Source organism: Aeromicrobium sp. MLTX1, from assembly GCF_046452335.1.
In the GTDB taxonomy this organism is placed as follows: domain Bacteria; phylum Actinomycetota; class Actinomycetes; order Propionibacteriales; family Nocardioidaceae; genus Aeromicrobium.
In genome coordinates this window covers 1,494,793-1,520,542 of the sequence record NZ_JBKFDN010000001.1, presented here as the reverse complement: position 1 = coordinate 1,520,542, position 25,750 = coordinate 1,494,793, and the positions used below count along the sequence as shown (strand labels likewise).

Below are 25,750 nucleotides of genomic sequence, written 5' to 3'. Positions count from 1 at the left end.
GCCTGCCGGTGCTCTACGTGCCCGTGCTCTACCTGCCAGTGAAGTGCGCGGGACGGCGCTCGAGGAAGGCCGCGACGCCCTCCTGGTGGTCCTGCGACAGCTGGCACTGCGTGAGCGCCTCGATGTGGTGCTCGAGGTGCTCGTCGCGCGTCCGCGAGGTCGACCAGTTCAGCAGCGACTTGGCCCGGGCGATCGCGAAGGGCGAGCCCGTGGAGACCTTCGCGGCGAGCTCGCGCGCGGCGGCCAGGAGGTTCTCGGGCTCGACCACGTCCATGACGAAGCCGATCCGCTGCGCCTCCTCGGCGTCGATGAACTCGCCGGAGAACACCAGGCGCTTGGCCTGCTGCGGTCCCACGAGGTCGGGCAGCAGCCAGGTGCCGGCGCCGGTGTCCGGGATCAGTCCGCGCTGGACGAAGATCCACGAGAACCTCGCCCGCGTGGACGCGATCCGGAAGTCGGCCTGGGTGGACAGCTCGACGCCCAGGCCCGCCGCGGGGCCGTCGACGGCGACGATGACCGGAGTCGTGGCCTCCCAGAAGTACCAGTGGCGGCCGTCGGTGTGCCCGTCGCGGTCGTGGGCGCTCGTGCCCTCCTCCACCGGACGCAGCTCGGTCAGGTCGGTGCCGGCGCAGAACTGACCGGGGACGCCCGTCAGGATGATCGCCCGCACGGCGGGATCGGCGTCCGCCTCCAGCGTGTGGTCGCGGATCGCGTCGTACATCGCGTAGTTCAGCGCGTTGCGCTTCTCCGGGCGGTCGATCGTGATCGTCGCGACGCCGTCCTCGACCTCGTAGTGGACGTGAGGGCTGGTCATGACTGCTCCTGGGGGCTCGGGGCGACGAACCGGAAGGTCACGCCGCACAGCTCGACCGCGTCGCCGACCCGCGCGGGATCGGCGGCGACCACGTCCACGGACCGTAGCCCACGGGGTCCGCCGTCGGCGGGCAGGATCGTCAGGGTCTCGCCACGGGCCAGGCGCACGACGCCGTCCTGCGGCGCCTCACGGACCAGCAGGTCGGCCCACGTCGACGCGAGCCCGGACGGGTCGTCGGCGACGAGGGACGCGGCGACGATGTCGCGGGCCACGTCCGGCGAGCACTGCTCGAACACGGCGGGGGCGAAGTGCCAGCTCTCCGGCGGGCTCACCTGGTCGATCTCGGCGAGCGTGCCGAGGTGCTTCGGGTGCCACTGCGTCAGCGGGGCACCGTGGTAGTCCTCGTTCATGATCGGCGCGAAGCCCAGGCCCGCGGCGCGGTCGACGAGCGCCGGCACGTCGTCGACCTGCACGACCACCATGTAGCCGCCCGGGCCGTTCCTCTCCAGCATCCGGCCGTGCGGCGACGCGGGGTCCAGCGGCGAGACGACCTCGACGAACGTGTCGGCGAAGCTGAAGATGACGTGCTCGAAGCCGAGCTTCGCCATCTCCTCGTCGAGGCTCACGCCGCCGGTGAAGCCGAAGAGCTCGCGCGCCTGCGCGGAGGCGGCGGCGAGGTCGTCGGTGATCAGCACGACCTGGCGGATCCGGGGCAGGGACATCATCGACCTCCAGTCGAGTCGGACGCGCGCAGCTGTTCGCGCAGCTCGCGCTTGAGCACCTTCCCCACGGGGTTGCGGGGCAGGGCGGGGACCACTTCGAGCCGCTCGGGCCACTTGAACTTGGCGACGTCGGCGGCCTTCACGATCTCGACGACCTCGGCGAGACCGACGGGCTCGTCCGCCGAGGCCGGGACCACGAACAGGCACAGCCGCTCCCCCAGGTCGGGGTCGGGCATGGCCACCGCGGCGGCCTCGGCCACCCGCGGGTCGGCCGTGACGATGGCCTCGATCTCGGCGGCCGAGATCTTGTAGCCGCCGCGCACGATGAGGTCCTTCGCGCGGTCGACGTGGACCAGCAGGTCCTCGTTCTCGGCGCTGATCTCGAAGACGTCGCCCGTGCAGAACCAGCCGTCCTCGTCGAAGCCCTCGCGGCCGCGGCCGAGATAGCCCGAGAAGATCGCCGGGCCCTTGAGGCGCAGCTCGCCGGGGCGGCCCGGCGCGTCGATCTCGGTGCCGTCGGACAGGTCCACGAGACGCGCGGACATCGCCGACGCGACGCGCGTGCGGTAGGCCAGACCGGGGCGGCCGTAGCGCGGGAACAGCCGGCCGCGCTGGGCGGGATCGGGCACGGTCTCGGGCTCGGCGAACAGCATGCCGCCCTCGTTCGAGCCGAAGAGGTTGAGCACCTCGACGCCGCGACCGCTCTCCCATGCGTCGATCATCCAGCCGGCCAGCGGGGCCGACCCGGACGACACCGCGCGCAGCGACGACAGGTCGCGGTCGGGACCACGGCCCGAGACGACGGCGTTGAGCACCGGCGGCGGCGCGCACGTGTAGGTCACCCGGTGACGCTCGATCTGCTCGCAGAACAGCTCGAGGTCGAACGGGTGGTGCTGGACGAGGGTGCAGCCGTTCAGCAGCCAAGGCACGAACATGCCCGCCAGGCCGCCGCCGTTGACCATGGGGAACGGGTTGAGCAGGACGTCGTCGGCGGTCAGCCGCGGGGACTCGGTGCACGCCGTGCCGAGCACCTCCCACTCGCCGTAGGCGCGGGGCACCCCCTTGGGGAAGCCCTCGGTGCCCGAGGTCCACACGATCGTGACGGGGTCGGCCGAGCCGAGGTCGAGGGTCGCGGCGTAGGCGTCGGCCTCCGCGAGCTGCTCGTCCGTGGCGTCGAGGGAGGCGAGACGCGGGTCGGCGGCGGGATCGCCGAACGCGGCGACCGCACGCAGTCCCGGGACGCGCTCGCGGAAGTCGGCGGCCTCGGCGGCGAGGTCGCGCCCGAGGGCCGAGGTCGTGGTGACGAAGACGCCGAGGCCGGCCAGCTCGCTCATGCGGACCAGCTCGTGGCTGCGGTACTGGATCGGGAAGGGGCAGGCGACCGCCCCGAGGCGCGCGATCGCGACGAGCGTCAGCGGCAGCTCGACCACGTTGGGCAGCTGCACGCCGACCACGTCGCCGCGCCGGACGCCGAGGGCGTGCAGGGCGGCGCTCGTGCGACGGACCTCGTCGGCGGCGTCGCGCCACGTGAGCGACCGGACCGGCCCGCCCATGACCGTCGCGCGGTCGAGCGGGTCGACGAGCGCGAGCCCGTCGGGCCGGGCCGCCACGGCCTCGTCGAGCAGTCCGGACCACGTGCGCCCGGTCCACCAGCCACCGGCCGCGAAGGCGGCGCGCTGCTCCTCGTCGAACAGTTCCATGGCCGTGATCCTAGACGAGGCCCCGAGAAACTACTAGATAGGAAGTCACGTTGAATCGCCTATGCGCTGGACTTGCAGGCATCGTTTGGCTGTAAGGTCAATTGCGAAAGCCACGACTCGGGAGGAGGGATCGATGACGGAGACGACCGACATCGTCGTCGTGACGCGCGATCGGCCCGGCACGGCCACGGTCACCCTCAACCGTCCCGCGCGCCGGAACGCCTGGACCGTTCCGCTGCAACGGGCGTACTTCCGCGCCCTCGAGGACCTCGTCGCCGACCCCGACGTGCGGGCGATCGTGGTGACCGGAGCGGGCGGCACGTTCTGCCCCGGAGCCGACACCGAGGCCCTGCGGACGTACAGCGACACCGGCACGACGAACCCCGAGATGGCGACGATCGAGCAGCCCGAGTGGTTCCCGCTGCTCGTCCCGAAGCCGGTCGTCGCCGCGATCGCGGGGATGTGCGCCGGCGTCGGGCTGGCGCAGGCGCTGATGTGCGACCTGCGGATCGCCGCGCCCGACACCCGGCTCACCACGGCCTTCGCGAAGCGGGCCCTGCCGCCGATGCACGGCATGGGGCCGCTGCTGGCCCGCGCCGCCGGCGACGCGGCCGCGTCCGACCTCCTCCTCACCGCCCGCACCTTCGACGGCTCCGAGGCCCAGCGCCTCGGCGTGGTGAACGAGACCGATCCCGACCCGCTCGGGCGCGCGCTCGACCTCGCCGAGCAGATCGCCGCGACGTGCGCGCCCTCCTCCCTCGCCGCCATCAAGCGCCGTCTCGTCGCACCGTGGCTCGACCGGGTGCGCGAGGACGTCGAGAGCGTCGACGCGACGCTCGACGACGTGCTGTCCTCGCCCGACTTCCGCGAGGGCCTGACGAGCCTGCTCGAGCGGCGACCCCCACGATTCCCCCCTCTGACCCGGGACTGGTTCCCCGCAACGCGAGAAGAGTGACCTCCATGTCCGACACCGTGCTCGACCGCCTCCGCCTGCCCGTGGTGGCGGCGCCCATGTTCCTGATCTCCGGTCCCGACCTCGTGGTCGCGGCCTGCGAGGCCGGGGTCGTGGGCTCCTTCCCCAGCCCGAACTGCCGCACGGCGGCCGAGCTCGACACGTGGATGGGCACGATCCGCGACCGGCTCGCGGGCTCGCCCGGCGCTGCGCCGTGGGCGCTCAACCTCGTGACGCACCGCAGCAACGCCCGGCTGCCCGAGGACCTCGCGCTCGTCGCCGAGCACCAGCCCGACATCGTCATCACGGCCCTCGGCTCGCCGCTGCCCGTCATGGACGTCGTGAAGTCGTACGGCGGCCTCGTCATCGCCGACGTCGTCAGCATGAAGCTCGCCCGCAAGGCGATCGCCGCCGGCGTCGACGGTCTGGCCTGCGTCTCGGCCGGCGCGGGCGGCCACACGGGCCACCTCTCGCCGTTCGCGTTCATCTCGGCCGTGCGCGAGGAGTTCGACGGCATCGTCACGGTCGGCGGCGGCATCACCGACGGCGCCGGCGTGGCCGGGGCGGTCGCCGCGGGCGCCGACCTCGTCTACATGGGCACGCGCTTCCTGGCGACGGCGGAGAGCATGGCGCAGGACGAGTACAAGCAGATGGTCGTCGACCACGGCCCGGACGACCTCGTCGTCACCGCCGGCGTCACCGGCACTCCGGCCTCGTGGCTGCGGCCGAGCCTCGTCGCGAACGGCTACGACCCCGACGCGATGACGGGCCCGGCCGAGCGCGACTACGACTCCACCGGGGGCGCCGGTCGCCGCTGGAAGGACCTGTGGGCCGCGGGCCAGGGGCTGCAGACGATCCACGCCGTCGAGCCGACCGCGACCGTCGTCGAGCGCCTCGAGCAGGAGTACCGCGCCGCGAGCGAGCGCTTCACCCGCCTCGCGCTCGCGGCCCGCTGACCCCGCCTCCCGCCCCCTCCACTTTTGGAACGGGATGCACCGTTCCACCCCCGAGAACGGTGCATCCCGTTCCAAAAGTGGTGTCGGGGGCCGGGCTGGGCGACCCGAGCCCGGACGGACGGAAGCCCGCCACCCTCTCGCAAGGTGGCGGGCTTCCTGGGTCCAGTCTGGCTCAGAGCCCGACGGCCGTCGCGGCGGACTCCTCCGTGCGCCAGCGGCGCAGCTCCTCGCCGGCGCACCACGTGGAGTGGGTGCCGCTCGAGATGCGCTCGGGCAGCTTGAGCTTGCACACCGGGCCGTCCGAGAGCCGTGCGGCGTCGAAGACCACGGCGTACGACGCGTCGTCGTTCATGTCCGAGATCAGCGTGACCAGGTAGCCGTCGTCCTCCGAGGAGGAGCCCACGCGGGGCGCCATCGCGGTCTCGCTGCCGTAGACGCCGTCACCGAACGCGAACGTCTCCTCGGCGCCGGTCCACGAGTCGTGCTTGACCAGGCCGTTGAACAGGAACCAGCCCGGCTTGTTGGTGGCCGAGTACGAGTAGCGGTGCTTCACGCCGCCGAACGAGCCGTTGATCATGCCGAACTCGGAGACGGTGTCGGTGAGCCGCTCCTCCTTCGTCTGGCCGGTCTTGAGGTTGAAGCGCCAGCGGTGCAGGCGCGTCTCCATCCGGTCCTGCGCGAGGAAGCGGAACGCCCGCTCCCACTGCGTGCCGGTGCCGTTGTCGGCCGGCTCGGGATCGGTCTGGAAGTAGCCCTCCAGGACGACCTCGTCACCCTCCTCGAACGCGTTCGTGAAGTGCAGGACGTAGGTCGACTCGGCCTCGAACCACTTGATGTCCGAGGTCTGGCCGCGCCGCGGGATGACCGCGAAGCGCGCGGGCATGTCGCGGTGCCAGCGGGCCACGTGCGCGTTCTGCTTGAGCGCCTCGGGGTCCCAGAACAGCGGCATGTCGTTGAGGATCGCGTAGTTCTCGGTGAACGCCATGTCGTGCGGCAGGCGCGGGCCGGGCAGCGGGATGTCGACGTAGTGGACGAGGTCGTTGTTCTCGTCGACGACGCCGTACTTCATGTACGGCGCCTCCTTGCTGTAGTTGAAGAACATCATCTCGCCGGTGCGGTCGTCGACCTTCGGGTGCGCCGAGACGCCCCAGTCGAACGGGAAGTGACCGTTCCAGCTCTCCTTGCCCAGCGTCTGGGCGGAGAACGGGTCGACCCGGTACAGGTCGCCGCACTGGTAGAAGCTGGTCAGCGCGACGCCGCGGTGGACCACGACGTCGGTGCTGGACGCGTCCTTCATCTGGCGGCGAGCGCCCCAGCCGTCCTCGCGCAGCGCGATCTGCGGACGCTCGGCCAGGCCGGCCCACAGCGCGTGTCCGGCCTCCTGCTCGGCGAGGTAGCCGTCGGTGCGGATCATCCGGTTGCGGTAGAAGGCCTTGCCGTCGCGGAAGCCGACCACGTGGATCATGCCGTCGCCGTCGAACGGGTGGTAGTTCTTCAGCGAGGCGTGCACCGGGTTCTCGGTGTTGCGCAGGTAGACGCCGTCGAGGTCGGCGGGGACCTCGCCCTCGACGACCTGCAGGTCGTCGGCGACCCACTCGTTCGTCTGCGGGCGCCAGGGGCCGGTGCGGTAGGGGTGGTCGTCGTCCTCGGGCAGCGTGGAGAGCAGCTTGCCCACGAGCTCCAGATCCATGAAGAGTCCTCTCAGTCCTGCGTGGGTCAGCTGGCCGTCACGACGAAGCTGACGGTGGTGGCGGTGCTGCCGCCGAAGTTGAGCGTGCCGACGGTGTCGGCGCCCTCGACCTGGTAGTCGCCGGCCGTGCCGGAGACCTGCTTGGTCGCGTCGAGCACCATGCGGATGCCCGAGGCGCCCACGGGGTGGCCGCCGCCGATGAGGCCGCCGCTGGGGTTGATCGGCAGCCGGCCGCCGATCTCGATGTCGCCGTTCTCGATCGCCTTCCAGGACTCGCCCGGCTCGGTCAGGCCGATGTGGTCGATCGCGATGTACTCGCTCGGCGTGAAGCAGTCGTGCGTCTCGAGCGCGTCGAGGTCGTCGAGGCCGATCTGGGCGCGGTCGAACGCGTCGTGCACGGCGCGGCGCAGGTGCGGCATGACGTACGGCTGGTCGGCCGCACGGTCGAGCTTCTGCTGCAGGCCCAGGCCCACGGTCTGGTGACCCCAGCCGGCCATCCGCGCCAGCGGGCGCAGGTCGGGGTGGCGCACGAGGAACGCGTCGGAGACGAGCACGATGCCCGAGCCGCCGTCGGTGATCTGGCTGCAGTCGAAGCGGCGCACGCGGCCGTCGACCGGCGGGTTGAGCGCGGGGTCGCCCGCCGGACCGAGGTCGGGCACGTCCCAGCCGCGCGTCTGCGCGTTCGGGTTGAGCTTGGCGTTCGCGAAGTTGATCTCGGCGATGCGGCTCAGGTGCTGCTGGTCGATGCCGTAGCGGCGGTCGTACTCGTCGGCGACCTTGCTGAACATGTAGGGCCACATGAAGGTGGCGTCGTCGCCCTCGTGGCCGGCCCAGGCGGCGGCGCCGAGGTGGTGCGCGGCCTGGTCGCCGCTGACCGTCTTCTCCAGCTCGACGCCCACGACGAGCGCCGAGTCGTAGTTGCCGGCGCGCAGGTCGGCCATCGCGGCCAGGACGGCGATGGAGCCCGAGGCGCACGCGGCCTCATGACGCGAGGAGGGGACGCCCCACAGGCCGTCGTTGACGGTGGCCGGCATGGCACCGAGCTGGCCCTGGCCGGCGAACAGCTGGCCGAAGGCGTTGCCCACGTGGACGACGCCGATCTCCTCGGCATCGACGCCGGAGGCGGCCAGGGTGCCGTCGACGACCTCGGTCGCGAGATCGGCGAAGTCCTTGCCCTCGCGGGTCAGGTTGCGGGCGAAGTCGGTCTGGTACCCACCGAGGATCCAGACGTTCGACGGCTTGGACATGATCCACCTCTTCTTCCACGCGCGCTCACGCGTCGCTGACGATACTACACTTATCAGAGTTGCTGGGGAAGCGGGAGAAATCCCCCGTCCCGGAGCTCAGTGCGGCGCGACCGTCCCGTAGTCGGCGCGCCACGGCGTGGCGACGGGGCGGATCGTCACGCCCGGCTCGGCGGCCACGACGTGCGGCACCGCGTTGATCACCTGACCGGCGACGGCGTACTGCTCGGCGCCCATGCGGCTGCGGTCGTCGGGGTGCTTCTCCAGCTCCATCGCGATCCTCACGCCGGGGTGGCCCGTGACGGTCACCCGCCACAGCGGCGGCTCGGGCTCTGGCAGCGCCGCGGTCTCGACGAACCAGTGGATCGACATCGTGAGCCGTCGCTCGCCGGCGACGATCCCGTGCCAGCGCCAGTTCGTGTGCCCGACGGTCCCCTGCGGGATCACGCCGGCGGCGACCTCGAGGTCGGACAGCGCCGGGTGGCACACGTGGTCGCTGACGATCTCGTCCAGCTGAAGGCCGAGATGGTGGGCCATCGCCCCGACGACCTCCTCGAACATCCCGTTGAGCGAGCCGACCGGCCCCCACGACGGGTCGTTCGGGTCGTGCGCGCCGAGCTCGGCGCCGAAGCCGAGCGAGCCGAACAGGTACTCGGGGTCCTGCACGAGTCGCGCGTCGGCCATCTCGACGACCTCGACGTGGTCCACCCGTGCGCACACGCCCGTGGCCAGGACCGCGACCTGCTCGCCGATGAAGCCCGGATTCAGGCCGACGCCCATGAGCGTCGCGCCGCCGCGCTCGGCCGCCTTGCGCAGCCGGTCGAGCCGCTCGCCCGCGTGGACCAGCGGGTCGGTGTAGCCGTTGATGCTGAGCACGTTCTTGCCCGACTCGAGCAGCGCGACGATGTCGTCGTCGTGCGAGCCGTACGGACCGATCCGGCCGGCATGGACCACGACGTCGGCGTCGAGCGCGAGGATCTCGTCGACGTCGGAGGTCGCCAGCACGCCGGTCGCGTCACGGCGGGCGAGGTCGCCCACGTCGCGTCCGGCCTTCGACTCGCCGTAGACGTAGGTGCCCACGACGTCGATGCCCGGGTGGTCGAGCATCGTCCGCAGGATCGCCGTGCCCATGGCGCCGGTCGCCCACTGCACCACGCGGTACGTCATGCCAGACCCTCCACGACGAGCGCCATCGAGACGCCGAGGGCGGCCGGGATGACGAGCAGCGCGTACCCGCCGCCGCGGCGCTCGAGCAGGTCGAGCGCGTTGGCCAGCAGGATGCCGCCGCTCGCGGCTAGCGGGTGGCCCACCGAGACGGCGCCGCCCTGGACGTTGACCCGCTCGGGGTCGATGCCGAGCTCGCGCGTCAGCAGCAGCGGGGTGACCGAGAAGGACTCGTTGAACTCCGCGACCGCGACGTCCTCGACGCCGATGCCGGCCCGCTCGAGGGCGAGGCGCGCGGCGGCCACGGTGCCGTCGAGGCCGGGCGAGCGCACGGCCGTGTGCGCCCACGAGGCGATGCGGCCGCGCGGCGCGCGACCCAGCACGTCCTGAGCGGCGGCCGAGCCGATCACCGCGGCGGAGGCGCCGTCGCACAGCTGCGGCGCGGTGCCGACGGTGTGCAGGCCCTCGGCGGGGCGGGTGAAGCCGGGGAACCGCTCCTCGACGCGCGACCACAGCGGGTCCTCGCCGAACAGCGGCGCGAGCGCGCCGAGGGACTCCGCGGTGGTGTCGGCCCGCGCGCCCTCGTCGGCCTTGAGGATCGTCTCGCCGTCCAGGGCGACGGGGACGACCGAGTCCCACGTGGCCGCGGCCGAGCGCTGGTGCGAGCGGACCGCCCACGCGTCGAGATCCGCGCGCGAGAAGCCGTGCTTCGCGGCGGTGAGGTCGGCCGAGACGCCGATCGTGACGAAGCCGGTGGTCGCGCCGACGCCGGGATCGAAGGCGAAGGCGGGCCTGTCGCTCATCATGGGCACGCGCGACATCGACTCGGCGCCGCCGGCCACGACGACGTCGAGCATCCCCGAGCGGACCTGGGCGGAGGCCGTCGCGAGCGCGTCGAGGCCCGAGCAGCACATCCGCGAGACGACGCCGGCGGGGGTGGAGTCGGGCCAGCCGGCCGCCATCACGGCGACGCGGGCGAGGTCGGCCGCCTGCTCGCCGTGGGCCGTGCTGACGCCGAGGACGACGTCCTGCACCGCGTCGGCGGGCACGCCGCGGGACTCGATCTCGCGCAGCAGCTGGGCGGCCAGCTCGTGGGCGGGCACGCCGGCGAGCGTCCCGCCGTCACGACGCACGCGGCCGCGCGGCGTCCTCACCGCCTCGTAGACGAAGGCCTCGGTCATCGCACCCACCTGTCCCTGATCGTGCCGCCCGGCGCGAGCACGCTCGGGACGTTACTCCATTAACCAGAGTGACTCAAGCCACGAAGGTGCGCCATCTCGCCCGAGCGCGCCTAGGATGCCCGGGTGACCATTCGTGGCTACTCCCCCGCCGAGCCCGAGGGGACCGGTGCGCCCAACGCCCTGTCCCGCGGCTTCGGCGTGCTCGGGGACGAGTGGACCCTCTTCCTGCTGCGCTTCGCCCTCCTGGGCTGTCGCCGGTACACCGAGTTCTCGAGTCGCATGCCGATCTCGCACGCCGTGCTGAGCGGTCGCCTCGACGCGCTCGTCCGGGCCGGGCTGATGGAGCGGCACGAGTACCAGCAGCGCCCGCCGCGGGCCGAGTACGTGCTGACCGACTCGGGGCGCGCGACGTGGCCGATCCTCGCGGCGATCTGGGGCTGGGAGCGCACGTGGGTCGACCAGCACTCCTACGAGACCCCGCCGATGCGCCACGTCACGTGCGGGAACGAGATCACGCCGGTCCTGGCCTGCCGCGAGTGCCACGAGCCCGTCACGGTGCAGGACCTCGACACGGCCTGGGGACCCTCGGGCGGCTGGCGCAGCTCGGTGCCCGAGGTCGCCACGCGGCGCCGCTCGTCCACCCGCGGCACCGCCGTGGGCCACACGTTCTACCCCGACACGATGGCGATCTTCGGCAACCGCTGGTCGTGGGCGCTGATGGGCGCGGCCCTGCTCGGCGTCCACCGCTTCGGCGAGTTCGAGTCCGCCCTGGGGCTGCCGCCGTCGCTGCTGTCGGGCCGCCTCAGCACCCTGCGCGAGCACGGCATCCTCGAGCAGGTCACGGGCGACTCCGCCGAGCGTCCCGAGTACCGCCTGACGAAGAAGGGACTGGCGTTCTTCCCCGTCATCGCGATGACGATCGGCTGGGCCGAGCGCTGGTTCGACACCGGCGAGGGCCCGGCGCTCGTGCAGACCCACCGCGCGTGCGGCTCGGTCTTCCACGGCGTCCTCGTGTGCGACCACTGCGGCGAGGACCTGCGCGGCACCAGCATCGACCTGGCCGAGGTCGCCGCCGGGGAGTGACTCCCCGGCGGCGCCCCGCCCTCACTTCAACGTGACGCCGAGCAGCTTCGGCTTGCCCAGGAGGTTGCTCTCGAAGCCCTCGACGTTCTCGCCCAGGCCCGTCAGGGAGTGCTGGAACACGATCGGGATGATCGGCATGTCCTCGACGACCGCCTCCGACGCCTTGTCGAGCGCCTTCTTGCGGTCCTCCTGCGTCGTGGCCACGGCGTCCTCGGCGAGCGCCTCCTCGATGCCGGGCGTCGACTGCTTCGAGGTGTTGAAGTAGGCCTCCTTCGTGAACATCAGCCGGTACGTCAGCGCCGGGTCGGGGCGGCCCGTCCACGCCGCGAAGAACGCCGGTGTCTTGACGTCGTTGAAGTAGTCGCTGTTGGCCTGGTTGACCTCGCGCGGGACCAGGTTGGCGGTCACGCCGATCTCGGACCACTGCTGCTTGAGGATCTCCCCGACGCGCGTCGACGTGGAGTCGGCGTAGAGCAGCAGGTCGAACGTCAGTCCGTCGGCGCCGGCCTCGGCGATCAGCCGCTTCGCCTCGTCGACGTCGTAGTCCAGCTGGGCCTTCTCCGAGGGCTCGGCCCAGTAGCCGTCGGGCAGGAAGCCGCGGGGCTTGGTGCCGAGGCCGAAGTACGCGCTCTTGAGCAGCGTGTCGCGGTCCATCGCGAGGCTCAGCGCGCGTCGCACGCGCGGGTCGCCGAGCTCCTCGGACGCGCGGTTCGTGTAGATCATCCAGGTCCACATCCGCGGCTGCTCGTGCAGCGTGAGCTTGTCGTCGTCCTGGATCGACTCGGCGTCCGCCGGCACGATGTCCCAGGCGATGTCCTGCTGGCCGGAGCGCAGCGAGGTCGCGCGGGTCTTGGGCTCGGGCATCACCCGGATGACGACCTTGTCGACGCGCTCCACGTCCTCGTCCCAGTAGTCGTCGAACTTCTCGTAGGTCATCGACGTGCCGCGCTTCCAGTCGACGAACTTCCAGCCGCCCGCGCCCACGGGGTTCGTGCTGAGGTCGCCGCCGGCGGCCTCCGCCGCCTTGGGCGAGACCATCATGCCGGCGCGGTCGGCCAGCGTCATGACGAGCGCGGAGTTCGGCGCGGTCAGGTTGAGCTTGACCGTCAGGTCGTCGACGACCTCCACGGACTCGATCGACTCGACGTCGGCGGCGATGTTGGAGCCCTCCGCCGCGGCTCGCTCGAGGTTGTACTTGACCGCCTCGGCGTCGAGCGGCTCGCCGTCGTGGAAGGTCACGCCCTCGCGCAGCTTCAGGACCAGCGCCGTGGGCGTCTCGTACTCCCACGACTCCGCCAGGCCGGGCTGCGGCTGCAGGTCCTTGTCGAACGAGACGAGGGTGTCGTACAGCGGGTAGAGCATCTGGTGGTCGCCGCCGGAGTTGCCGCGGATCGGGTCCATCGAGGAGATGTCGGCCTGGGTCGCCACGCGCAGCGTCCCGCCGTCTCCCCCGTCCGATCCTCCGCCTCCGCACGCACTGACCGCGACGAGCATGGCGGCCGCCAGGCCCACCCCGATCCGGGTCGACATCCTCATGAGCTGGCTCCTTCTGATCGCGCGTTCAGGCTTCGTGCCGATGACCCTAGAGACGGAAATCACATTGAGCAAGGGCGGATTTCCGCGTCAACCGTCTCCGGCGACCCGCCCAACCGCTCATCGACTGAACGAGCGTTCACCGCATTCGCCCGGTGATTCCAAGGGCTGGCCCAGCGGTTGACCCGACGTGATCTACGTCATATCTTCGACATGAAACTTGCGTCAAGTTCAAGTGAGCCGCACGACGAGAGGTGCATGTCCCGTGACGATGTCGGAGCAGTTCCACCGGGAGATCGACGACTACCTGGACGCCCTGCGGCGGCGCCGGCGCGAGGCCTGGCCCGAGGTCGGCGAGCCGACCATCGACTACCCGTTCGGCGAGTCGACCGTCACGCACTACCTGCGCTCGTGGGCGGAGCGCCAGCCCGACCGCGCCGCGATCGTCTACCACGGCCGCACCGTCACGTACGCCGAGCTGGACGCCGCGAGCGACCGGGTCGCCGCCTACCTCGCCCACCGCGGCTTCGCCCCCGGCGACCGCGCCGCCGTGATGATGCCGAACTGCCCGCAGTTCCTCATCGCCTTCTTCGCGATCCTCAAGTCCGGCGGCGTCCACGTGCCGGTCAACCCGATGTTCCGGCGCGAGGAGATCAACTACGAGCTGCTCGACTCGGGCGCCACGGTCGCGTTCGTCCTCGACGAGGTCGCCGACGAGTTCCGGGCCGGCGCCGAGGGCAGCCACGTCGGCGAGACCATCGCGTCGGCGCACACCGACTTCCTCCCCGACGGCGCCACCCTCCCCCGCGGCATGGCCGCGGACGTGCCCGTGGCCGAGGGGACGACGCGGTTCACCGCGATCCTCGAGCGGGACGACCTCCCGGTGCCGACGGATCCCGACGACCCGCACGCGCTCGCCGCGCTGAACTACACCGGCGGCACCACCGGCATGCCGAAGGGCTGCGAGCACACCCAGTTCGACATGCTCTACACCGCGATGAGCGGCGGCCAGCTCGGGTTCGGCGGCGGCCCCGACACCGTGAGCCTGGTCTTCGTCCCCGTGTTCTGGATCGCCGGCGAGGACGCCTTCCTCGTCTCGCTGATGACCGGCGGCACGTGCGTGCTGCACTACCGGTGGGACGCCGACGAGGTGCTGCGGTCGATCCACGAGCACCGCGTCACCGCGATGGCGGGCACCGTCGACAGCTACCTCGAGCTGCTCGACCGGGCGAAGGACTCGGAGTACTCGCTGTCCTCGTTCCGCGCGCCGGTCACGATGTCGTTCGTCACGAAGCTCACGGTCGAGATCCGCGAGCGCTGGGCCCGCGAGACCGGCGCGCCCGGCGTCATCCGCGAGAGCTCCTACGGCATGACCGAGGACCACACCCTCGACACCTTCACGCTCGGCCTGCAGAAGGACGACGCCGACCTCACCGGCCGCCCGGGCTTCACCGGCCTGCCGATGCCCGGCACCGACGTCGCGATCGTCGGCTTCGACACCGGCGAGCTGCTGCCCGTGGGCGAGGAGGGCCAGATCATCGTCCGGTCGCCCAGCATGATGCGCGGCTACCACCAGCGGCCGGAGGCGACGGCGACCACGCTGCGTGACGGCTGGCTGCACACCGGCGACATCGGCACGATCGACGAGACCGGCGCGCTGCACTACCTCGGCCGCACGAAGGAGATGCTGAAGGTCAACGGCATGAGCGTCTTCCCGTCCGAGCTCGAGCACCTCTTCAGCCGGCACCCGCAGGTCGCGGCCGCCGGCGTGATCGGCGTGCCCGACGCGAGGAAGGGCCAGGTGCCCGTCGCCTACCTCCAGCTCGTGCCGGGCGCCGAGGCGACGGCCGACGAGATGCTGGCGTGGTGCCGCGACCACATGGCCACCTACAAGATCCCGCGCGTGGAGATCATCGACCAGATGCCGCTCGCGCCGACGGGCAAGGTCTCGAAGGTCGGGCTGGAGAAGCTGGCCGCCGCGGTCCCGGCCCACTGAGCGCGATGACCTCGCCCGCCGCGCTGTCGGGGATCCGCGTCCTCGAGCTCACGCACGCCATCGCCGGCCCGCAGACCGGCCAGATCCTCGCCGACCACGGCGCCGACGTCATCAAGGTCGAGCCGCCCGGCGGCGAGCTGGCACGCGACGCGATGCCGGCGGTCGACGGGGACAGCACGTACTTCGCCGCCCAGAACCGCGGGAAGCGCAGTGTCGTGCTGGACCTGAAGGACCCGGACGGCCTCGCGACCTTCCTCCGGCTCGTCGCGACGTCCGACGTCGTGCTGACGAACTACAGCGCAGGCGTCCCCGAGCGGCTCGGCTGGGGCTTCGAGGCCCTCAGGGCCGTCAACCCGTCGATCATCATGGTGCACATCACCGGCTTCGGGACGACGAGCGCCGACCGGGCCCTGCTCGCCTTCGACGGCATCATCCAGGGCATGAGCGGCATCCCGCAGATGACGGGCCCGGCCGACGGCGAACCCACCTTCGTGGCGCCGTTCGTCGCCGACCACCTGGCCGCCTACCGGTCCACGATGTCGATCCTCATGGCGCTGCGGATGCGCGACGTCCGCCCCGAGGCGCAGTTCGTCGACGTCAACATGCTCACCTCCTACATGGGCCTTCTCGCGCACGACGTGGACGAGTCGCTCGAGGGCCGCCCCTACCAGCGCGACGGCAACCGCGTGCCCGTCTCGATCTCCAACACGTGGGCGGCCCGTGGCGGGCACGTCCACCTGTCGCCCGTCGGCGACGAGAAGTGGTCGCGGTTCTGCCGCGCCATCGGCCGCGAGGACTGGGCCGAGTCGCTCTCCTACGAGGACGCCGTGCTCGTCGCACGCGACGAGGTGGACGAGGTCGTGGGCGCGTGGTGCCGCGACCGTGATCGCGACGAGATCCTGGCGCAGATGCGCGATCTCGGGATCCCCTGCGGACCGGTGCGCGGACTGACCGAGGCGGTGCGCCACCTCGACGAGCGCGGGGACGAGAGCGTCGTGCGGGTGACCTCCCCCGCGGGCCGGACGGTCGCCGTGCCGGGGCCGCTCACGACCGTCGGCCTCGCCGACGGACCCCGCCGGCTTCGCGTGCCGCGCGTGGGCGAGCACGACGAGGAGGTCCTGGCCGAGCTCCGCGCCGACACGACGTCCTCCTGAGCCGCACGTCGTTTGTCACCCCGCCGAGCGGACGCCTAGCATTCCTGCACGCGTCCTCGGTCCCCGTGACGCGACCGAGACGGAGTGACGATTGACCACGCGAGCCACCGGCGACCCCACCCACGACGCGATGCGGGTGGCGGCCTTCTGGCAGCCGCGGGCGCAGGGAGCGACGCACCGGATCCTCGTCGGCGCGTGCCTGTCGTTCCACGAGCTGGGCTACCACGGCGCGTCCACGCGCGCGATCGCCCAGCGGGCGGAGCTGAGCCCCGGCACCATCTACACGCACTTCGCGAACAAGGAGGACCTGTTCTTCCGGATCGTCCTGGACAGCCACGCCGCGTCGCTGGAGTCGCTGACGCAGGCGGTCGCCCTCGGCTCCGACCCGGCCGAGCGACTCCGCCTCTTCATGGCCGCCTACGCGTCCTGGCACGCCGAGTGGAGCGTCATCGCGCGCCCGGTCCACAACGACCTCCAGGTGCTGACGGACGACCACTTCCAGAAGGTCGTCGACGTCCGGCGCGCCACGATCGCGGTGCTCGACGAGATCCTCGAGGCCGGGATCGAGCAGGGCGTCTTCTCCATCGCCGACCTCCCCGGCACGCGGCGGCTGCTGATGTCCGCGTGCATCGACGTGTGCCGCTGGTACGTCGTGGGTGGCGAGCGGTCGCCGTCCTCGATCGGCCTGCAGTACTCCGCTCTCGCGCTGAAGTTCGTCGCCTCCTGAGTCAGCGGGTCAGGGTGAACCCGTCGAGGGTCTTCCCGACCTTGATCGCGGGCCGGGCACCCTTCCCGCGGTGGCCCACCACCGCGCGCACCTTCAGCTGCGTCGGCGACACGCTGATCACCTGGTAGGTCGAGGTCCGGTACGCCGCCTTCACGCGCGTGGCGCCGCCGGCCCGCCAGTCCCGGATCGAGGAGTCGTAGTACTTCGGTCCGCTGACCGACGCGAGGTAGGTGACCCCGGCCTTCCGGCCCCTCGCGTAGGAGTGGTCGTGGCCCGAGAGCACGAGGTCTGCGTCGTACCGCTCCAGCGTCGGCAGGAACCACTTCCGCATCTCGGTGTTCCTCCGGTCGCCCACCGACGCGAACGGGCCCGAGTGCATGAGGACGATCGACCACGGCCGGTCGTTCGTGCGCAGCGCGTGGGCCAGGAACGACCGCTGGCGCCGCAGGTCCGGGCCGAACGTGTCCAGGACGATGATCCGGGCCGGCCCCTGGTCGAGGTAGAACCACGTGCGGCGCTGGTCGGTGAAGCCGTTCGACGGGAACTGGAAGTAGGAGCGGAACCCGCGACCCTCTCCGGACCGGCACGGAGACTTCACCCGGCACTGCTCGTGGTTGCCGATCGAGGAGACCCAGTTGCGCCACTGCCCTGCCGGGGAGAGGGCCTCGTGCAGCTCGCTCCACTCGCGCCCGACCCACGGCTTGTTGACGACGTCCCCGGCTTGCAGCAGCAGCCGCGCGTCGGGAAAGCGCTCGGTGGCGGCCTCGATGATGCGGTCGGGCGGGCCGTCGTTGTCGACCTGGGTGTCGCCGAACTGGAGCAGCCGGAACGCGCGGTTGGCCGGGCCCGCCGTGGTGAATGCCCGCCAGCGCGTGGCGACGCCGCGGCCGACCACCCGGTAGCGGTAGCGCGTGGACGGCTCGAGGCCCGAGAGCGACGCGACGTAGCGGTACTGGCGACTGCCGGCCGTGCGCTCGGTCGTGCCGAGCTTGCGCCGGGCGGGCACGGTGCGGGTGATCCCGTCGGGCCCGACCGCGACGACCCGCTGGCCGCTCGCGGCGACCGGGCGGCTCCACGACACGTACTGCGAGCGCGACGGGTCGGCGGTGGGAGTGAGCAGGAGGCGATGGATCCCCGGGCTCGCGGCGGAGGCCACGGGGATCGCCGGCAGCACCAACGTCGCCAGTGCGGCCGCGACGATCGCGGGCACGATGCGCACTCCTCCACCGTAGGCGGTTTCCGCCGGGGCGACAGCCGGGCCGGTGGTGGGTGCGGGCGCCGGTGGGGACGGATCTTGGTACCAAGATGTCGCTGGGGCGACCCCAAGGTCGAAAGATCTGTCCTCGTCAGGGGTCGGCCCGCCGCGGCCCCGGGCGGCGGACGGCACCCCGCTACCGTGGTGGGGTGCGCATGCGGATCGACCTGGCCTACGACGGAACCGAGTTCAGGGGCTGGGCGACCCAGCCGGGGCTGCGCACGGTGCAGGGCGAGCTCGAGTCCGCGCTCGGCACGGTCCTGCGACTGGCCGAGCCGCCGCGGCTGACCGTCGCGGGCCGCACCGACGCCGGAGTCCACGCGCGCGGCCAGGTGGCCCACGTCGACGTCGACAGCCACCCGGGCGTCCTCGAGCGCCGGCTGCGCCGCGTCGTGCCCGACGACATCCGCATCCTGCGCGTCACCGAGGCCCCCGAGCACTTCGACGCGCGGTTCGCCGCGATCGAGCGCCGCTACGTCTACCGGATGACCGACCACCCCGCCGGACCCGACCCGATGCAGCGACGCATGGTCGCCGCGGCGCCGCGCCCGCTCGACGTCGACCTCATGAACCAGGCCGCCCAGCACCTGCTCGGCGAGCACGACTTCGCCTCGTTCTGCAAGCAGCGCGAGGGCGCCACGACGATCCGCAACCTGCTCACGCTGCGCACCGTCCGCGGCGGCGAGACGATCGCCACCACCGTGCGCGCCGACGCCTTCTGCCACTCGATGGTGCGCTCGCTCATGGGCTGCCTCGTGGCCGTCGGCGAGCGTCGGTACGCCCCGGAGTTCGCGGCCGAGATCCTCGCCGCGCAGGAGCGCGACCCCCGCGTGAAGGTCATGCCGGCTCACGGCCTGGTGCTGGAGGAGGTCGTCTACCCCGCCGACGACCAGCTCGCGGCCCGCGTCGAGGAGTCGCGCCGCCGCCGGGACGAGTGATGGCCCGCCTGACCAGCGCCGGGGTGCTGCTGCACCGCGTGCGCGACGGCCGCCGCGAGGTCCTGCTCGGACACCTCGGCGGACCGTTCTGGGCGAAGCGCCACGAGCGCGCCTGGTCGATCCCGAAGGGCGTTCTCGAGGAGGGCGAGACGCCCGAGGACGCCGCTCGTCGCGAGTTCCTCGAGGAGCTCGGCGTGCCCGTGCCCGACGGTCCGTGGACGGACCTCGGCAGCGTGCGCCAGTCCCGCAAGGACGTCCTCGTGTGGGCGGTCGAGGCCGACCTCGACCCCTCGACGATCGTGCCCGGCACGTTCGACCTCGAGTGGCCGCCCGGCTCCGGCACGATGCAGGCCTTCCCCGAGCTCGACCGCGTCCAGTGGTTCGGCCTCGAGGAGGCGGCCGAGCTCGTCGTCGCCGCCCAGGCCGCCTTCCTCGACCGCCTGCCGGGGTGATCATCACACCGGCGATCGAGTGGCGGCGAGCGCAGCGAGACGACGTATCGAGATCACCGACTCTCCTGTCCGCCCGCGGGCGTACCGTGGCCTCATGGACTGGGACGAGGTCGAGGCGTTCCTGCTGGAGTTCCCCGACACCGAGGCGAGCCTGTCGTGGGGCATGCCCGGGGTGAAGACCGGCGGCAAGCTGGTGGCGTGGTGGCGCGACCGCGACGACTCCCCCGGCGCCCTCGCGTTCAAGGTCGACCGCGACGAGCTCGAGGCCCTCGTCGAGGACGAGTCCACCCCCTACTTCACGATCGAGCACTTCCGGAAGTTCGACACGAACGCCGTGCTGGTGCGCCCCGGCGAGGCCGACCCGGCCGAGCTGCGCGAGCTGCTCACCGAGGCGTGGCGCGCCACCGCGAAGCCCACCGTGCTCAAGGCCTGGCTCGCCGAGCGAGGGGAAGCATGAGCCATTACTTCGACCGCGCTCCCGTCACCGACGACGAGCGGCGCACGATCTCGGTCGAGGTCTGGGGTCGCCGCCGTGACTTCGTGACCTCCACGGGCGTCTTCTCGGGCGACTCCCTCGACAAGGCCACCGCGATCCTGCTGGCCGAGAGCGATCCGCCGCCGACGGGCTCCACGGTGCTCGACCTCGGCTGCGGCTGGGGCCCGATCGCCTGCTCGCTGGCGGCCGAGGGCAGCACCGTGTGGGCCGTCGACGTGAACGAGCGGGCGCTCGCGCTCACGGCCGAGAACGCGCGCGGCCTCGAGGTGCACCCGGCCCTGCCCGAGGACGTGCCGGCCGACCTCACGTTCGACGCGATCTGGTCGAACCCGCCGATCCGCATCGGCAAGGAGGCCCTGCACGAGCTGCTGCTCACGTGGCTGCCGCGGCTGCGGCCCGGCGGCGAGGCGCGCCTCGTCGTCGGCAGGAACCTCGGCGCCGACTCGCTCCAGCGCTGGCTGACCGACCAGGGTCACCCCACCGAGCGCGTCGCCAGCAGCAAGGGCTTCCGCGTCCTGTCCGTGCGCGGTTGACGGTGCCGACCGAGCCTCAGCGCACGGCGGCCGAGGTCATCCGCCCGACGATGCCGGTGTCGTGGGTCGCCTCGACGAACTCGGGCTCGGCCAGGACCCGGCGCAGGAACTCCACGTTCGAGCCGGGACCGACGATCGTCGTGCGGTCCATCGCGTCGCGGGCCCGCTCGAGCGCCTCGTCGCGGTCGCGACCCCAGACGATGACCTTCGCCAGCAGCGGGTCGAAGAACGGCGTCACCTTGGTGCCGGGGGCGTAGCCGGAGTCCACGCGGACCCCCTCGCCCGACGGCATCTCCCACGTCTCGATCGCGCCGGGGCGCGGCAGGAAGCGCTCGGAGTCCTCCGCGTACAGCCGCAGCTCGATCGCGTGACCGCGAGGCTCGGCGTGGAGCGCGGGCACCGAGGAGTCGCCCGCGGCGATGCGCAGCTGCCAGGCCACGAGGTCGACGTCGTGGACAGCCTCGGTCACGGGGTGCTCCACCTGCAGACGCGTGTTCATCTCGAGGAAGTAGGACTCGCCCGAGTCGAGGTCGTGGATGAACTCGATCGTGCCGGCGCCGACGTAGCCGACGGCCTCGGTCAGCGCGGCCGCGCGCTCCAGCAGGCTCGCGCGGGACGCCGCGTCGAGCGCCGGGGAGGGCGCCTCCTCGACGACCTTCTGGTGGCGGCGCTGCACCGAGCAGTCGCGCTCGGACAGGGCGACGGCGCGCCCGTCGGGCAGGCCCATGACCTGCACCTCGATGTGGCGCGAGCGCTCGAGGTAGCGCTCGACGATGACGCGCCGGTCGCCGAAGACGGAGCCGGCGCGGCTGGTCACGGTCTCGAAGGCCGCGTCGAGCGCGGACGCGTCGGGCACGACGGCCATGCCGATGCCGCCACCGCCCGCGACGGCCTTGAGCATCACGGGGTAGCCGGCGGCGCCGGCGGCCGCCCGGGCCTCCTCGACGGTCTCGACCGCGCCGTCCGAGCCGGGGGCGACCGAGAGTCCGGCGCGCACCGCGGCGGCGCGGGCTCCGGCCTTGTCCCCCATCAGCTCGATGACGTCGGGCGACGGGCCGACGAAGACCATGCCCGCGGCCTCCACGGCCCGCGCGAACGCCGCGTTCTCCGACAGGAACCCGTAGCCCGGGTGCACGAGGTCGGCCCCGGCCGATCGCGCCGCCGCGACCATCGCCTCGACGTCGCCGAAGTCGCGGGGCCCGGACAGCTCCACCGTGACGTCGGCGGCGCCCACGTAGGGCAGGTCGGCGTCGACCTCGGGGAACGCCACGGCGCCCCGGTGGCCCTGCTCGCGGACCGTCCGCAGGATGCGCGCGGCGATCTCGCCGCGGTTGGCGATGAAGACGACCGACATGGTGCTCACTTCCGCTTCGGGTCGAGGAGTCGCTGGATCTCGTCGCCGATGATGTTGAACGCGAACACCGTGGCGGCGATGGCGATGCCGGGGATGAAGATCTGCATCGGCGCCTGGTCCAGGAAGGTGTAGGCCCGCGACAGCACGGCGCCCCACGAGGCGGTCGGCGGCTGCACGCCCAGCTGCAGGAAGCTCAGGCTGGCCTCGGCGATCAGGGCGAAGCCCATGAGCACCGCGACCTGGACGAGGATCGGCTGGATGATGTTGGGCAGCACGTGCGGCAGCACCATCCGCCGCAGTCCGCGCGCACCGAACGACTTCGCGGCCTCGATGTAGGTCTCGGACCGGATCGCCATGGTCTGGGCTCTCGCCAGCCTGAGGATCGCCGGTGACATCACGATGCCGACCGAGATCATCGCCGTGGTGATGTCGGGCCCCATCGTCGCGGTGATGCCGATCGCCAGCACGATCGCCGGGAAGGACATGACCGCGTCGACGACGCGCATGACGAGGAGGTCGGTGGTCCCGCTGAGCCAGCCGGCGGCGATGCCGAGCGGCAGGCCGATCACGACCGAGATCGCGACGGCGAGCAGCGCGGCCAGCACCGAGACGCGGGTGCCGTAGAGCATGCGGCTGAACACGTCGCGACCGAGGTCGTCGGTGCCGAGCCAGTGGTCGCCGCTCATCGGCAGCAGGATCGAGTTGAGGTCCTGCTTGTTCGGGTCGTAGGGCGCCAGGAAGTTGGCGAACAGCACGATGATCAGGACGAGCAGCAGGATCGCGTAGCTCACGCCGACCGAGAGGCGGCCGGCCTTGCGGGCCCGGCGCGTGGGCGTCGGGTTGCCCGCGGCCAGGTTGGCGGTGGTGTCGACAGCGGTCATCAGGAGATCCTCGGGTCGAGCAGACGGTACGAGACGTCGACGATGAGGTTCGTCAACAGGACGATCACGGCGGCCACGAAGACGACCGCCTGGATCACGCCGTAGTCACGCTGGTTGGTCGCCTCCACCGCGAGCGAGCCGATGCCGGACAGGCCGAACACCGCCTCGACCACGACGGCGCCACCGATGAGTCGCGACACCTGCAGGCCGATGATCGTGGCGAACGGCAGGCTCGAGTTCTTCAGCGCGTGCTTCCACACGATGCTGCGGTTCGACAGGCCCTTCGCACGGTGGGTGCGCACGTAGTCGGTCGAGAGGCTCTCGACCATCGCGCTGCGCACCTGGCGACAGATCTCGGCGCCACCGACGAGGCCCAGGGCGAGGGCCGGGAGCACGAGCCCCTTGAGCGCCTGGGCGGGGTCGTCCTGCAGACTCACGCCGCCCGGGCCGGGGAACCACCCCAGGTTGAGCGCGAAGACGATGATGAGCATCATGCCGAGCCAGAAGTTCGGGATCGCGATGCCGAACGTGGCGCCGGTGGTGAGGAAGCGGTCGAAGGTCGTGTCGACCTTCTGCGCGGCCCAGACGCCCGACGGCAGGCCCACCGCGACGGCCACGAAGAGCGCCATCGTCGTGAGGATCAGGGTCAGCGGCAGTCGCTGCATCACGAGCGCCGAGATCGACTCGCCCGTCTGGTAGGACGTGCCGAGGTCGCCCGTGAAGGCGCCGCCGATCCACGACAGGTACTGCGTGATGAGCGACTGGTCGAGGCCGAGGTCCTGGCGGATGCGCTCGAGGTTCTCGGGGGTCGCGTACTCGCCGGCGATCGCCACGGCGGGGTCGCCGGGGATGAGCCGCTGGAGCATGAAGACGATCAGGGTCGCCAGGATGAGGGTGGGGATCGCCGAGAGGAGACAGGTGCCCACCACGCGCAGGATCCTCATGCCGACACCGTCTTCCCGATGCGCTCGCCGTAGAGCTCGTCCACGCGCAGGCAGGCCGACGAGTGTCCGGGCAGCACCGGCAGGAGGTCGGGCTTGGTCTCGCGGCAGCGGTCCTGCGCGAACTGGCAGCGCGTGTTGAAGCGGCAGCCCGGCGGCGGGTTGAGCGGGCTGGGGATGTCGCCCTGGAGCGTGATGCGGCGCCCGACCGACGAGTCGTGCACGAGCGGCTGGGCCGAGAGCAGCGCCTCGCTGTAGGGGTGCAGCGCCTGGCCGACGAGCGACTCGGTCGAGGCGTTCTCGACGATGTTGCCCAGGTACATGACGTTGATGCGGTCGGCCAGGTAGCTGACCACCGAGAGGTCATGGCTGATGAACAGGACGGTCAGCTCGTACTCGGCCTTGAGGTCCTGGAGGAGGTTGAGGATCTCGGCCTGCAGGGCCACGTCGAGCGCGGCGACGGACTCGTCGCACACGAGCACCTTGGGATCGGTGACCAGGGCGCGCGCGATGTTCGCGCGCTGCTTCTGACCACCGCTGAGCTGGTGCGGGTAGCGCTTGAGCATCTGCGACGGCAGGCCCACGTCCTCGAGCGCCTTGGCGGCGACCTGCTCGCGGTCCTTCTTGTCGCCGCGGCCCATGACGTCGAGCGGCTCGCGCACGCTCTGCAGGATCGTGCGCCGCGGGTCGAGCGCGCTGTGCGGGTCCTGGAAGACCATCTGCACCGACTCGGAGAACGCCCGGCGCTGCTTGGCGTTGTAGGTGGAGACGTCCTCGCCGCGCCAACGGACTGTGCCGCCGCTGATCGGCACGAGGCCCATCGCGGCACGCGCCACGGTGGACTTGCCCGAGCCGGACTCGCCGATGAGGCCGAGCGTCTCGCCCTCCCGCAGCTCCAGCGTCACGCCGTCGACGGCGGTGACTTGACGCCGGCGGCCCACGGGGAACCGGACCGAGACGTCCTCGAGGGACAGCAGTGGTGTGGTCATGAGGCGACTCCTTCGAAGTCGAGCTCGGGGGAACGGATGCAGCGCACCTCGCGCAGGTCGGTCAGGGGAATGAGCTCCTGCGGCTGCTCGCACTCCGCGCGGGCGAACGGGCACCGCGGCCGGAACACGCAGCCCTCGACGCGCTCCCCGGGCGGAGGGACACGTCCGGGAATCGTGGCCAGGCGCCCGCCGCGCGACTCCGTGGAGGGCAGCGCGGCGAGCAGGCCCGCCGTGTAGGGGTGGCCGGGCGACTTCAGCACCTGCTCGACCGGACCGCGCTCGACGATCCGGCCGGCGTACATCGTGATCATCCGGTCGCACGTCTCGGAGACGACGCCGAGGTCGTGCGTCACGAAGAGCACGGACATGCCGCGCTCCTTCGCGAGCGACTTGATCAGGTCCAGCAGCTGGGCCTGGATCGTGACGTCGACGGCCGTCGTGGGCTCGTCGGCGATGAGCAGCTTCGGGTCGCACGCCAGCGCGATCGCGATCATCACGCGCTGGCGCATGCCGCCGGACAGCTCGTGCGGGTAGGCGCGCAGGCGCGCCTTCGGGTCCGAGATGCCCACCGCGTCGAGCAGTGAGAGCGCCTCGGCCCGAGCGGCCGACTTGGCCATCCCGCGGCGGATCCGCAGGGTCTCCATGAGCTGGCTCCCGACCGTGAAGACCGGGTCGAGCGCCGTCATGGGCTCCTGGAACACCATCGCCATGGGGACGTCGCTGCGCGGCGTGCGCCGCTTGCCGTCGTCGTCCCACAGCGGCTTGCCGTCCAGGACCGCCCGCCCCGTGATGTGGGCGGTCTTGGGGTCGAGCAGGCCCATCAGGGCCAAGGAGGTGACGGTCTTGCCACTTCCGCTCTCGCCGACCAGTCCCACGATCTCTCCCTGTTCGATCGTCAGATCGACGTCGTGCAGGGCTTGGACGCGGATGTCGTCACGACCGAAATGGACCTGGAGTCCTTCGACCTCGAGCAAGGGCATGACCGTCACCTCCTT

At 71.8% G+C, this 25,750-nt stretch carries 24 protein-coding genes; 10 read left to right on the top strand and 14 right to left on the bottom strand.

From position 1 onward, the window contains the following. Positions 1-28: 28 nt before the first annotated feature. The 3 genes from ACK99Q_RS07255 to ACK99Q_RS07245 are packed head-to-tail and all read right to left on the bottom strand — an operon-like array spanning position 29 to position 3,236. Positions 29-814, bottom strand: coding sequence for an enoyl-CoA hydratase/isomerase family protein (locus ACK99Q_RS07255; RefSeq protein WP_410185479.1), 786 nt, complete (start codon positions 812-814; stop codon positions 29-31). Then, positions 811-1,539, bottom strand: coding sequence for a VOC family protein (locus tag ACK99Q_RS07250; RefSeq protein WP_410185478.1), 729 nt, complete (start codon positions 1,537-1,539; stop codon positions 811-813). The genes ACK99Q_RS07255 and ACK99Q_RS07250 overlap by 4 nt, the downstream gene beginning before the upstream one ends. Next, a complete protein-coding gene (locus tag ACK99Q_RS07245) occupies positions 1,536-3,236 on the bottom strand; it encodes a class I adenylate-forming enzyme family protein (protein WP_410185477.1) in 1,701 nt (566 codons plus the stop codon). Before ACK99Q_RS07245 ends, ACK99Q_RS07250 begins: the two co-directional genes overlap by 4 nt. A gap of 133 nt (positions 3,237-3,369) precedes the next feature. On the opposite strand from ACK99Q_RS07245, the gene ACK99Q_RS07240 reads away from it, so the two are divergent. After that, entirely contained in the window at positions 3,370-4,191 is an 822-nt protein-coding gene (locus ACK99Q_RS07240) for an enoyl-CoA hydratase-related protein (protein ID WP_410185476.1), read from the top strand. A gap of 5 nt (positions 4,192-4,196) precedes the next feature. Beyond that, positions 4,197-5,144, top strand: a complete 948-nt coding sequence (locus ACK99Q_RS07235) for an NAD(P)H-dependent flavin oxidoreductase (RefSeq protein WP_410185475.1) — start codon at positions 4,197-4,199, stop codon at positions 5,142-5,144. Positions 5,145-5,316: 172 nt separating this feature from the next. Here the strand turns inward: ACK99Q_RS07235 and ACK99Q_RS07230 are convergent, their stop codons facing one another. From ACK99Q_RS07230 to ACK99Q_RS07215, 4 genes are all read right to left on the bottom strand, one after another. Further along, the gene (locus tag ACK99Q_RS07230) at positions 5,317-6,834 is read right to left on the bottom strand and encodes a carotenoid oxygenase family protein (RefSeq protein ID WP_410185474.1); all 1,518 of its coding nucleotides are present in this window, start codon (positions 6,832-6,834) and stop codon (positions 5,317-5,319) included. Between the two features lie 26 nt (positions 6,835-6,860). Beyond that, on the bottom strand, positions 6,861-8,081 hold the full coding sequence (locus ACK99Q_RS07225) for an acetyl-CoA acetyltransferase (protein ID WP_179422911.1): 1,221 nt from the start codon (positions 8,079-8,081) through the stop codon (positions 6,861-6,863). A 96-nt stretch (positions 8,082-8,177) separates the two neighbouring features. Beyond that, complete coding sequence (locus ACK99Q_RS07220) at positions 8,178-9,245, bottom strand: dihydrodipicolinate reductase (protein ID WP_410185473.1); 1,068 nt, start codon at positions 9,243-9,245, stop codon at positions 8,178-8,180. Next, positions 9,242-10,423: a thiolase family protein gene (locus ACK99Q_RS07215; protein ID WP_410185472.1), complete on the bottom strand. Its 1,182-nt coding sequence runs from the start codon at positions 10,421-10,423 to the stop codon at positions 9,242-9,244. The genes ACK99Q_RS07220 and ACK99Q_RS07215 overlap by 4 nt, the downstream gene beginning before the upstream one ends. 123 nt (positions 10,424-10,546) lie before the next feature. Here ACK99Q_RS07215 and ACK99Q_RS07210 point away from each other — a divergent pair, with 123 nt between their 5' ends. Continuing rightward, complete coding sequence (locus ACK99Q_RS07210) at positions 10,547-11,506, top strand: winged helix-turn-helix transcriptional regulator (protein ID WP_410185471.1); 960 nt, start codon at positions 10,547-10,549, stop codon at positions 11,504-11,506. Between the two features lie 21 nt (positions 11,507-11,527). Here the strand turns inward: ACK99Q_RS07210 and ACK99Q_RS07205 are convergent, their stop codons facing one another. Then, a complete protein-coding gene (locus ACK99Q_RS07205) occupies positions 11,528-13,042 on the bottom strand; it encodes an ABC transporter substrate-binding protein (protein WP_410185470.1) in 1,515 nt (504 codons plus the stop codon). A 268-nt stretch (positions 13,043-13,310) separates the two neighbouring features. Here ACK99Q_RS07205 and ACK99Q_RS07200 point away from each other — a divergent pair, with 268 nt between their 5' ends. The 3 genes from ACK99Q_RS07200 (at position 13,311) to ACK99Q_RS07190 (ending at position 16,916) form a co-directional block, all read left to right on the top strand. Beyond that, positions 13,311-15,035 (top strand): AMP-binding protein, encoded by a 1,725-nt coding sequence (locus ACK99Q_RS07200; RefSeq protein ID WP_410186071.1) that lies wholly within the window; start codon positions 13,311-13,313, stop codon positions 15,033-15,035. 5 nt (positions 15,036-15,040) lie between these two features. Then, the gene (locus tag ACK99Q_RS07195; protein WP_410185469.1) at positions 15,041-16,189 is read left to right on the top strand and encodes a CaiB/BaiF CoA transferase family protein; all 1,149 of its coding nucleotides are present in this window, start codon (positions 15,041-15,043) and stop codon (positions 16,187-16,189) included. 91 nt (positions 16,190-16,280) lie between these two features. Further along, positions 16,281-16,916, top strand: coding sequence for a TetR/AcrR family transcriptional regulator (locus ACK99Q_RS07190; protein ID WP_410185468.1), 636 nt, complete (start codon positions 16,281-16,283; stop codon positions 16,914-16,916). A gap of 1 nt (position 16,917) precedes the next feature. Here ACK99Q_RS07190 and ACK99Q_RS07185 read toward each other — a convergent pair whose 3' ends face one another. Further along, positions 16,918-18,135, bottom strand: a complete 1,218-nt coding sequence (locus tag ACK99Q_RS07185) for a metallophosphoesterase (protein WP_410185467.1) — start codon at positions 18,133-18,135, stop codon at positions 16,918-16,920. Between the two features lie 191 nt (positions 18,136-18,326). Between ACK99Q_RS07185 and truA the strand changes: the two genes are divergently transcribed. The 4 genes from truA to ACK99Q_RS07165 all read left to right on the top strand — a co-directional run bounded on the left by truA (position 18,327) and on the right by ACK99Q_RS07165 (position 20,590). Further along, positions 18,327-19,109 (top strand): tRNA pseudouridine(38-40) synthase TruA, encoded by a 783-nt coding sequence (gene truA / locus ACK99Q_RS07180; RefSeq protein WP_410186070.1) that lies wholly within the window; start codon positions 18,327-18,329, stop codon positions 19,107-19,109. Then, the gene (locus tag ACK99Q_RS07175) at positions 19,109-19,561 is read left to right on the top strand and encodes an NUDIX domain-containing protein (protein ID WP_410185466.1); all 453 of its coding nucleotides are present in this window, start codon (positions 19,109-19,111) and stop codon (positions 19,559-19,561) included. The genes truA and ACK99Q_RS07175 overlap by 1 nt, the downstream gene beginning before the upstream one ends. Before the next feature lie 94 nt (positions 19,562-19,655). Further along, the gene (locus ACK99Q_RS07170; protein WP_410185465.1) at positions 19,656-20,018 is read left to right on the top strand and encodes an MmcQ/YjbR family DNA-binding protein; all 363 of its coding nucleotides are present in this window, start codon (positions 19,656-19,658) and stop codon (positions 20,016-20,018) included. Next, the gene (locus ACK99Q_RS07165) at positions 20,015-20,590 is read left to right on the top strand and encodes a class I SAM-dependent methyltransferase (protein ID WP_410185464.1); all 576 of its coding nucleotides are present in this window, start codon (positions 20,015-20,017) and stop codon (positions 20,588-20,590) included. The genes ACK99Q_RS07170 and ACK99Q_RS07165 overlap by 4 nt, the downstream gene beginning before the upstream one ends. A 16-nt stretch (positions 20,591-20,606) precedes the next feature. On the opposite strand, the gene ACK99Q_RS07160 is transcribed toward ACK99Q_RS07165, so the two are convergent. From ACK99Q_RS07160 to ACK99Q_RS07140, 5 genes are read right to left on the bottom strand one after another with little or no spacing between them, the layout of a single operon-like run. Continuing rightward, complete coding sequence (locus tag ACK99Q_RS07160; protein WP_410185463.1) at positions 20,607-21,944, bottom strand: acetyl/propionyl/methylcrotonyl-CoA carboxylase subunit alpha; 1,338 nt, start codon at positions 21,942-21,944, stop codon at positions 20,607-20,609. Between the two features lie 5 nt (positions 21,945-21,949). Further along, complete coding sequence (locus ACK99Q_RS07155) at positions 21,950-22,825, bottom strand: ABC transporter permease (RefSeq protein WP_410185462.1); 876 nt, start codon at positions 22,823-22,825, stop codon at positions 21,950-21,952. Next, on the bottom strand, positions 22,825-23,769 hold the full coding sequence (locus tag ACK99Q_RS07150) for an ABC transporter permease (protein ID WP_410185461.1): 945 nt from the start codon (positions 23,767-23,769) through the stop codon (positions 22,825-22,827). The genes ACK99Q_RS07155 and ACK99Q_RS07150 overlap by 1 nt, the downstream gene beginning before the upstream one ends. Continuing rightward, positions 23,766-24,755, bottom strand: coding sequence for an ABC transporter ATP-binding protein (locus ACK99Q_RS07145; protein WP_410185460.1), 990 nt, complete (start codon positions 24,753-24,755; stop codon positions 23,766-23,768). The genes ACK99Q_RS07150 and ACK99Q_RS07145 overlap by 4 nt, the downstream gene beginning before the upstream one ends. Beyond that, the gene (locus ACK99Q_RS07140) at positions 24,752-25,735 is read right to left on the bottom strand and encodes an ABC transporter ATP-binding protein (RefSeq protein WP_410185459.1); all 984 of its coding nucleotides are present in this window, start codon (positions 25,733-25,735) and stop codon (positions 24,752-24,754) included. The genes ACK99Q_RS07145 and ACK99Q_RS07140 overlap by 4 nt, the downstream gene beginning before the upstream one ends. Positions 25,736-25,750: the final 15 nt, after the last annotated feature.

Coding starts and splice junctions, on each gene's coding strand:
- ACK99Q_RS07195 (WP_410185469.1), top strand. CDS start 15,041: ATGACCTCGCCCGCCGCGCTGTCGGGGATCCGCGTCCTCGAGCTCACG.
- ACK99Q_RS07240 (WP_410185476.1), top strand. CDS start 3,370: ATGACGGAGACGACCGACATCGTCGTCGTGACGCGCGATCGGCCCGGC.
- ACK99Q_RS07175 (WP_410185466.1), top strand. CDS start 19,109: ATGGCCCGCCTGACCAGCGCCGGGGTGCTGCTGCACCGCGTGCGCGAC.
- ACK99Q_RS07225 (WP_179422911.1), bottom strand. CDS start 8,081: ATGTCCAAGCCGTCGAACGTCTGGATCCTCGGTGGGTACCAGACCGAC.
- ACK99Q_RS07255 (WP_410185479.1), bottom strand. CDS start 814: ATGACCAGCCCTCACGTCCACTACGAGGTCGAGGACGGCGTCGCGACG.
- ACK99Q_RS07170 (WP_410185465.1), top strand. CDS start 19,656: ATGGACTGGGACGAGGTCGAGGCGTTCCTGCTGGAGTTCCCCGACACC.
- ACK99Q_RS07155 (WP_410185462.1), bottom strand. CDS start 22,825: ATGACCGCTGTCGACACCACCGCCAACCTGGCCGCGGGCAACCCGACG.
- ACK99Q_RS07205 (WP_410185470.1), bottom strand. CDS start 13,042: ATGAGGATGTCGACCCGGATCGGGGTGGGCCTGGCGGCCGCCATGCTC.
- ACK99Q_RS07235 (WP_410185475.1), top strand. CDS start 4,197: ATGTCCGACACCGTGCTCGACCGCCTCCGCCTGCCCGTGGTGGCGGCG.
- ACK99Q_RS07200 (WP_410186071.1), top strand. CDS start 13,311: ATGTCGGAGCAGTTCCACCGGGAGATCGACGACTACCTGGACGCCCTG.
- ACK99Q_RS07250 (WP_410185478.1), bottom strand. CDS start 1,539: ATGATGTCCCTGCCCCGGATCCGCCAGGTCGTGCTGATCACCGACGAC.
- ACK99Q_RS07165 (WP_410185464.1), top strand. CDS start 20,015: ATGAGCCATTACTTCGACCGCGCTCCCGTCACCGACGACGAGCGGCGC.
- ACK99Q_RS07230 (WP_410185474.1), bottom strand. CDS start 6,834: ATGGATCTGGAGCTCGTGGGCAAGCTGCTCTCCACGCTGCCCGAGGAC.
- truA (WP_410186070.1), top strand. CDS start 18,327: ATGCGGATCGACCTGGCCTACGACGGAACCGAGTTCAGGGGCTGGGCG.
- ACK99Q_RS07145 (WP_410185460.1), bottom strand. CDS start 24,755: ATGACCACACCACTGCTGTCCCTCGAGGACGTCTCGGTCCGGTTCCCC.
- ACK99Q_RS07215 (WP_410185472.1), bottom strand. CDS start 10,423: ATGACCGAGGCCTTCGTCTACGAGGCGGTGAGGACGCCGCGCGGCCGC.
- ACK99Q_RS07220 (WP_410185473.1), bottom strand. CDS start 9,245: ATGACGTACCGCGTGGTGCAGTGGGCGACCGGCGCCATGGGCACGGCG.
- ACK99Q_RS07140 (WP_410185459.1), bottom strand. CDS start 25,735: ATGCCCTTGCTCGAGGTCGAAGGACTCCAGGTCCATTTCGGTCGTGAC.
- ACK99Q_RS07245 (WP_410185477.1), bottom strand. CDS start 3,236: ATGGAACTGTTCGACGAGGAGCAGCGCGCCGCCTTCGCGGCCGGTGGC.
- ACK99Q_RS07160 (WP_410185463.1), bottom strand. CDS start 21,944: ATGTCGGTCGTCTTCATCGCCAACCGCGGCGAGATCGCCGCGCGCATC.
- ACK99Q_RS07150 (WP_410185461.1), bottom strand. CDS start 23,769: ATGAGGATCCTGCGCGTGGTGGGCACCTGTCTCCTCTCGGCGATCCCC.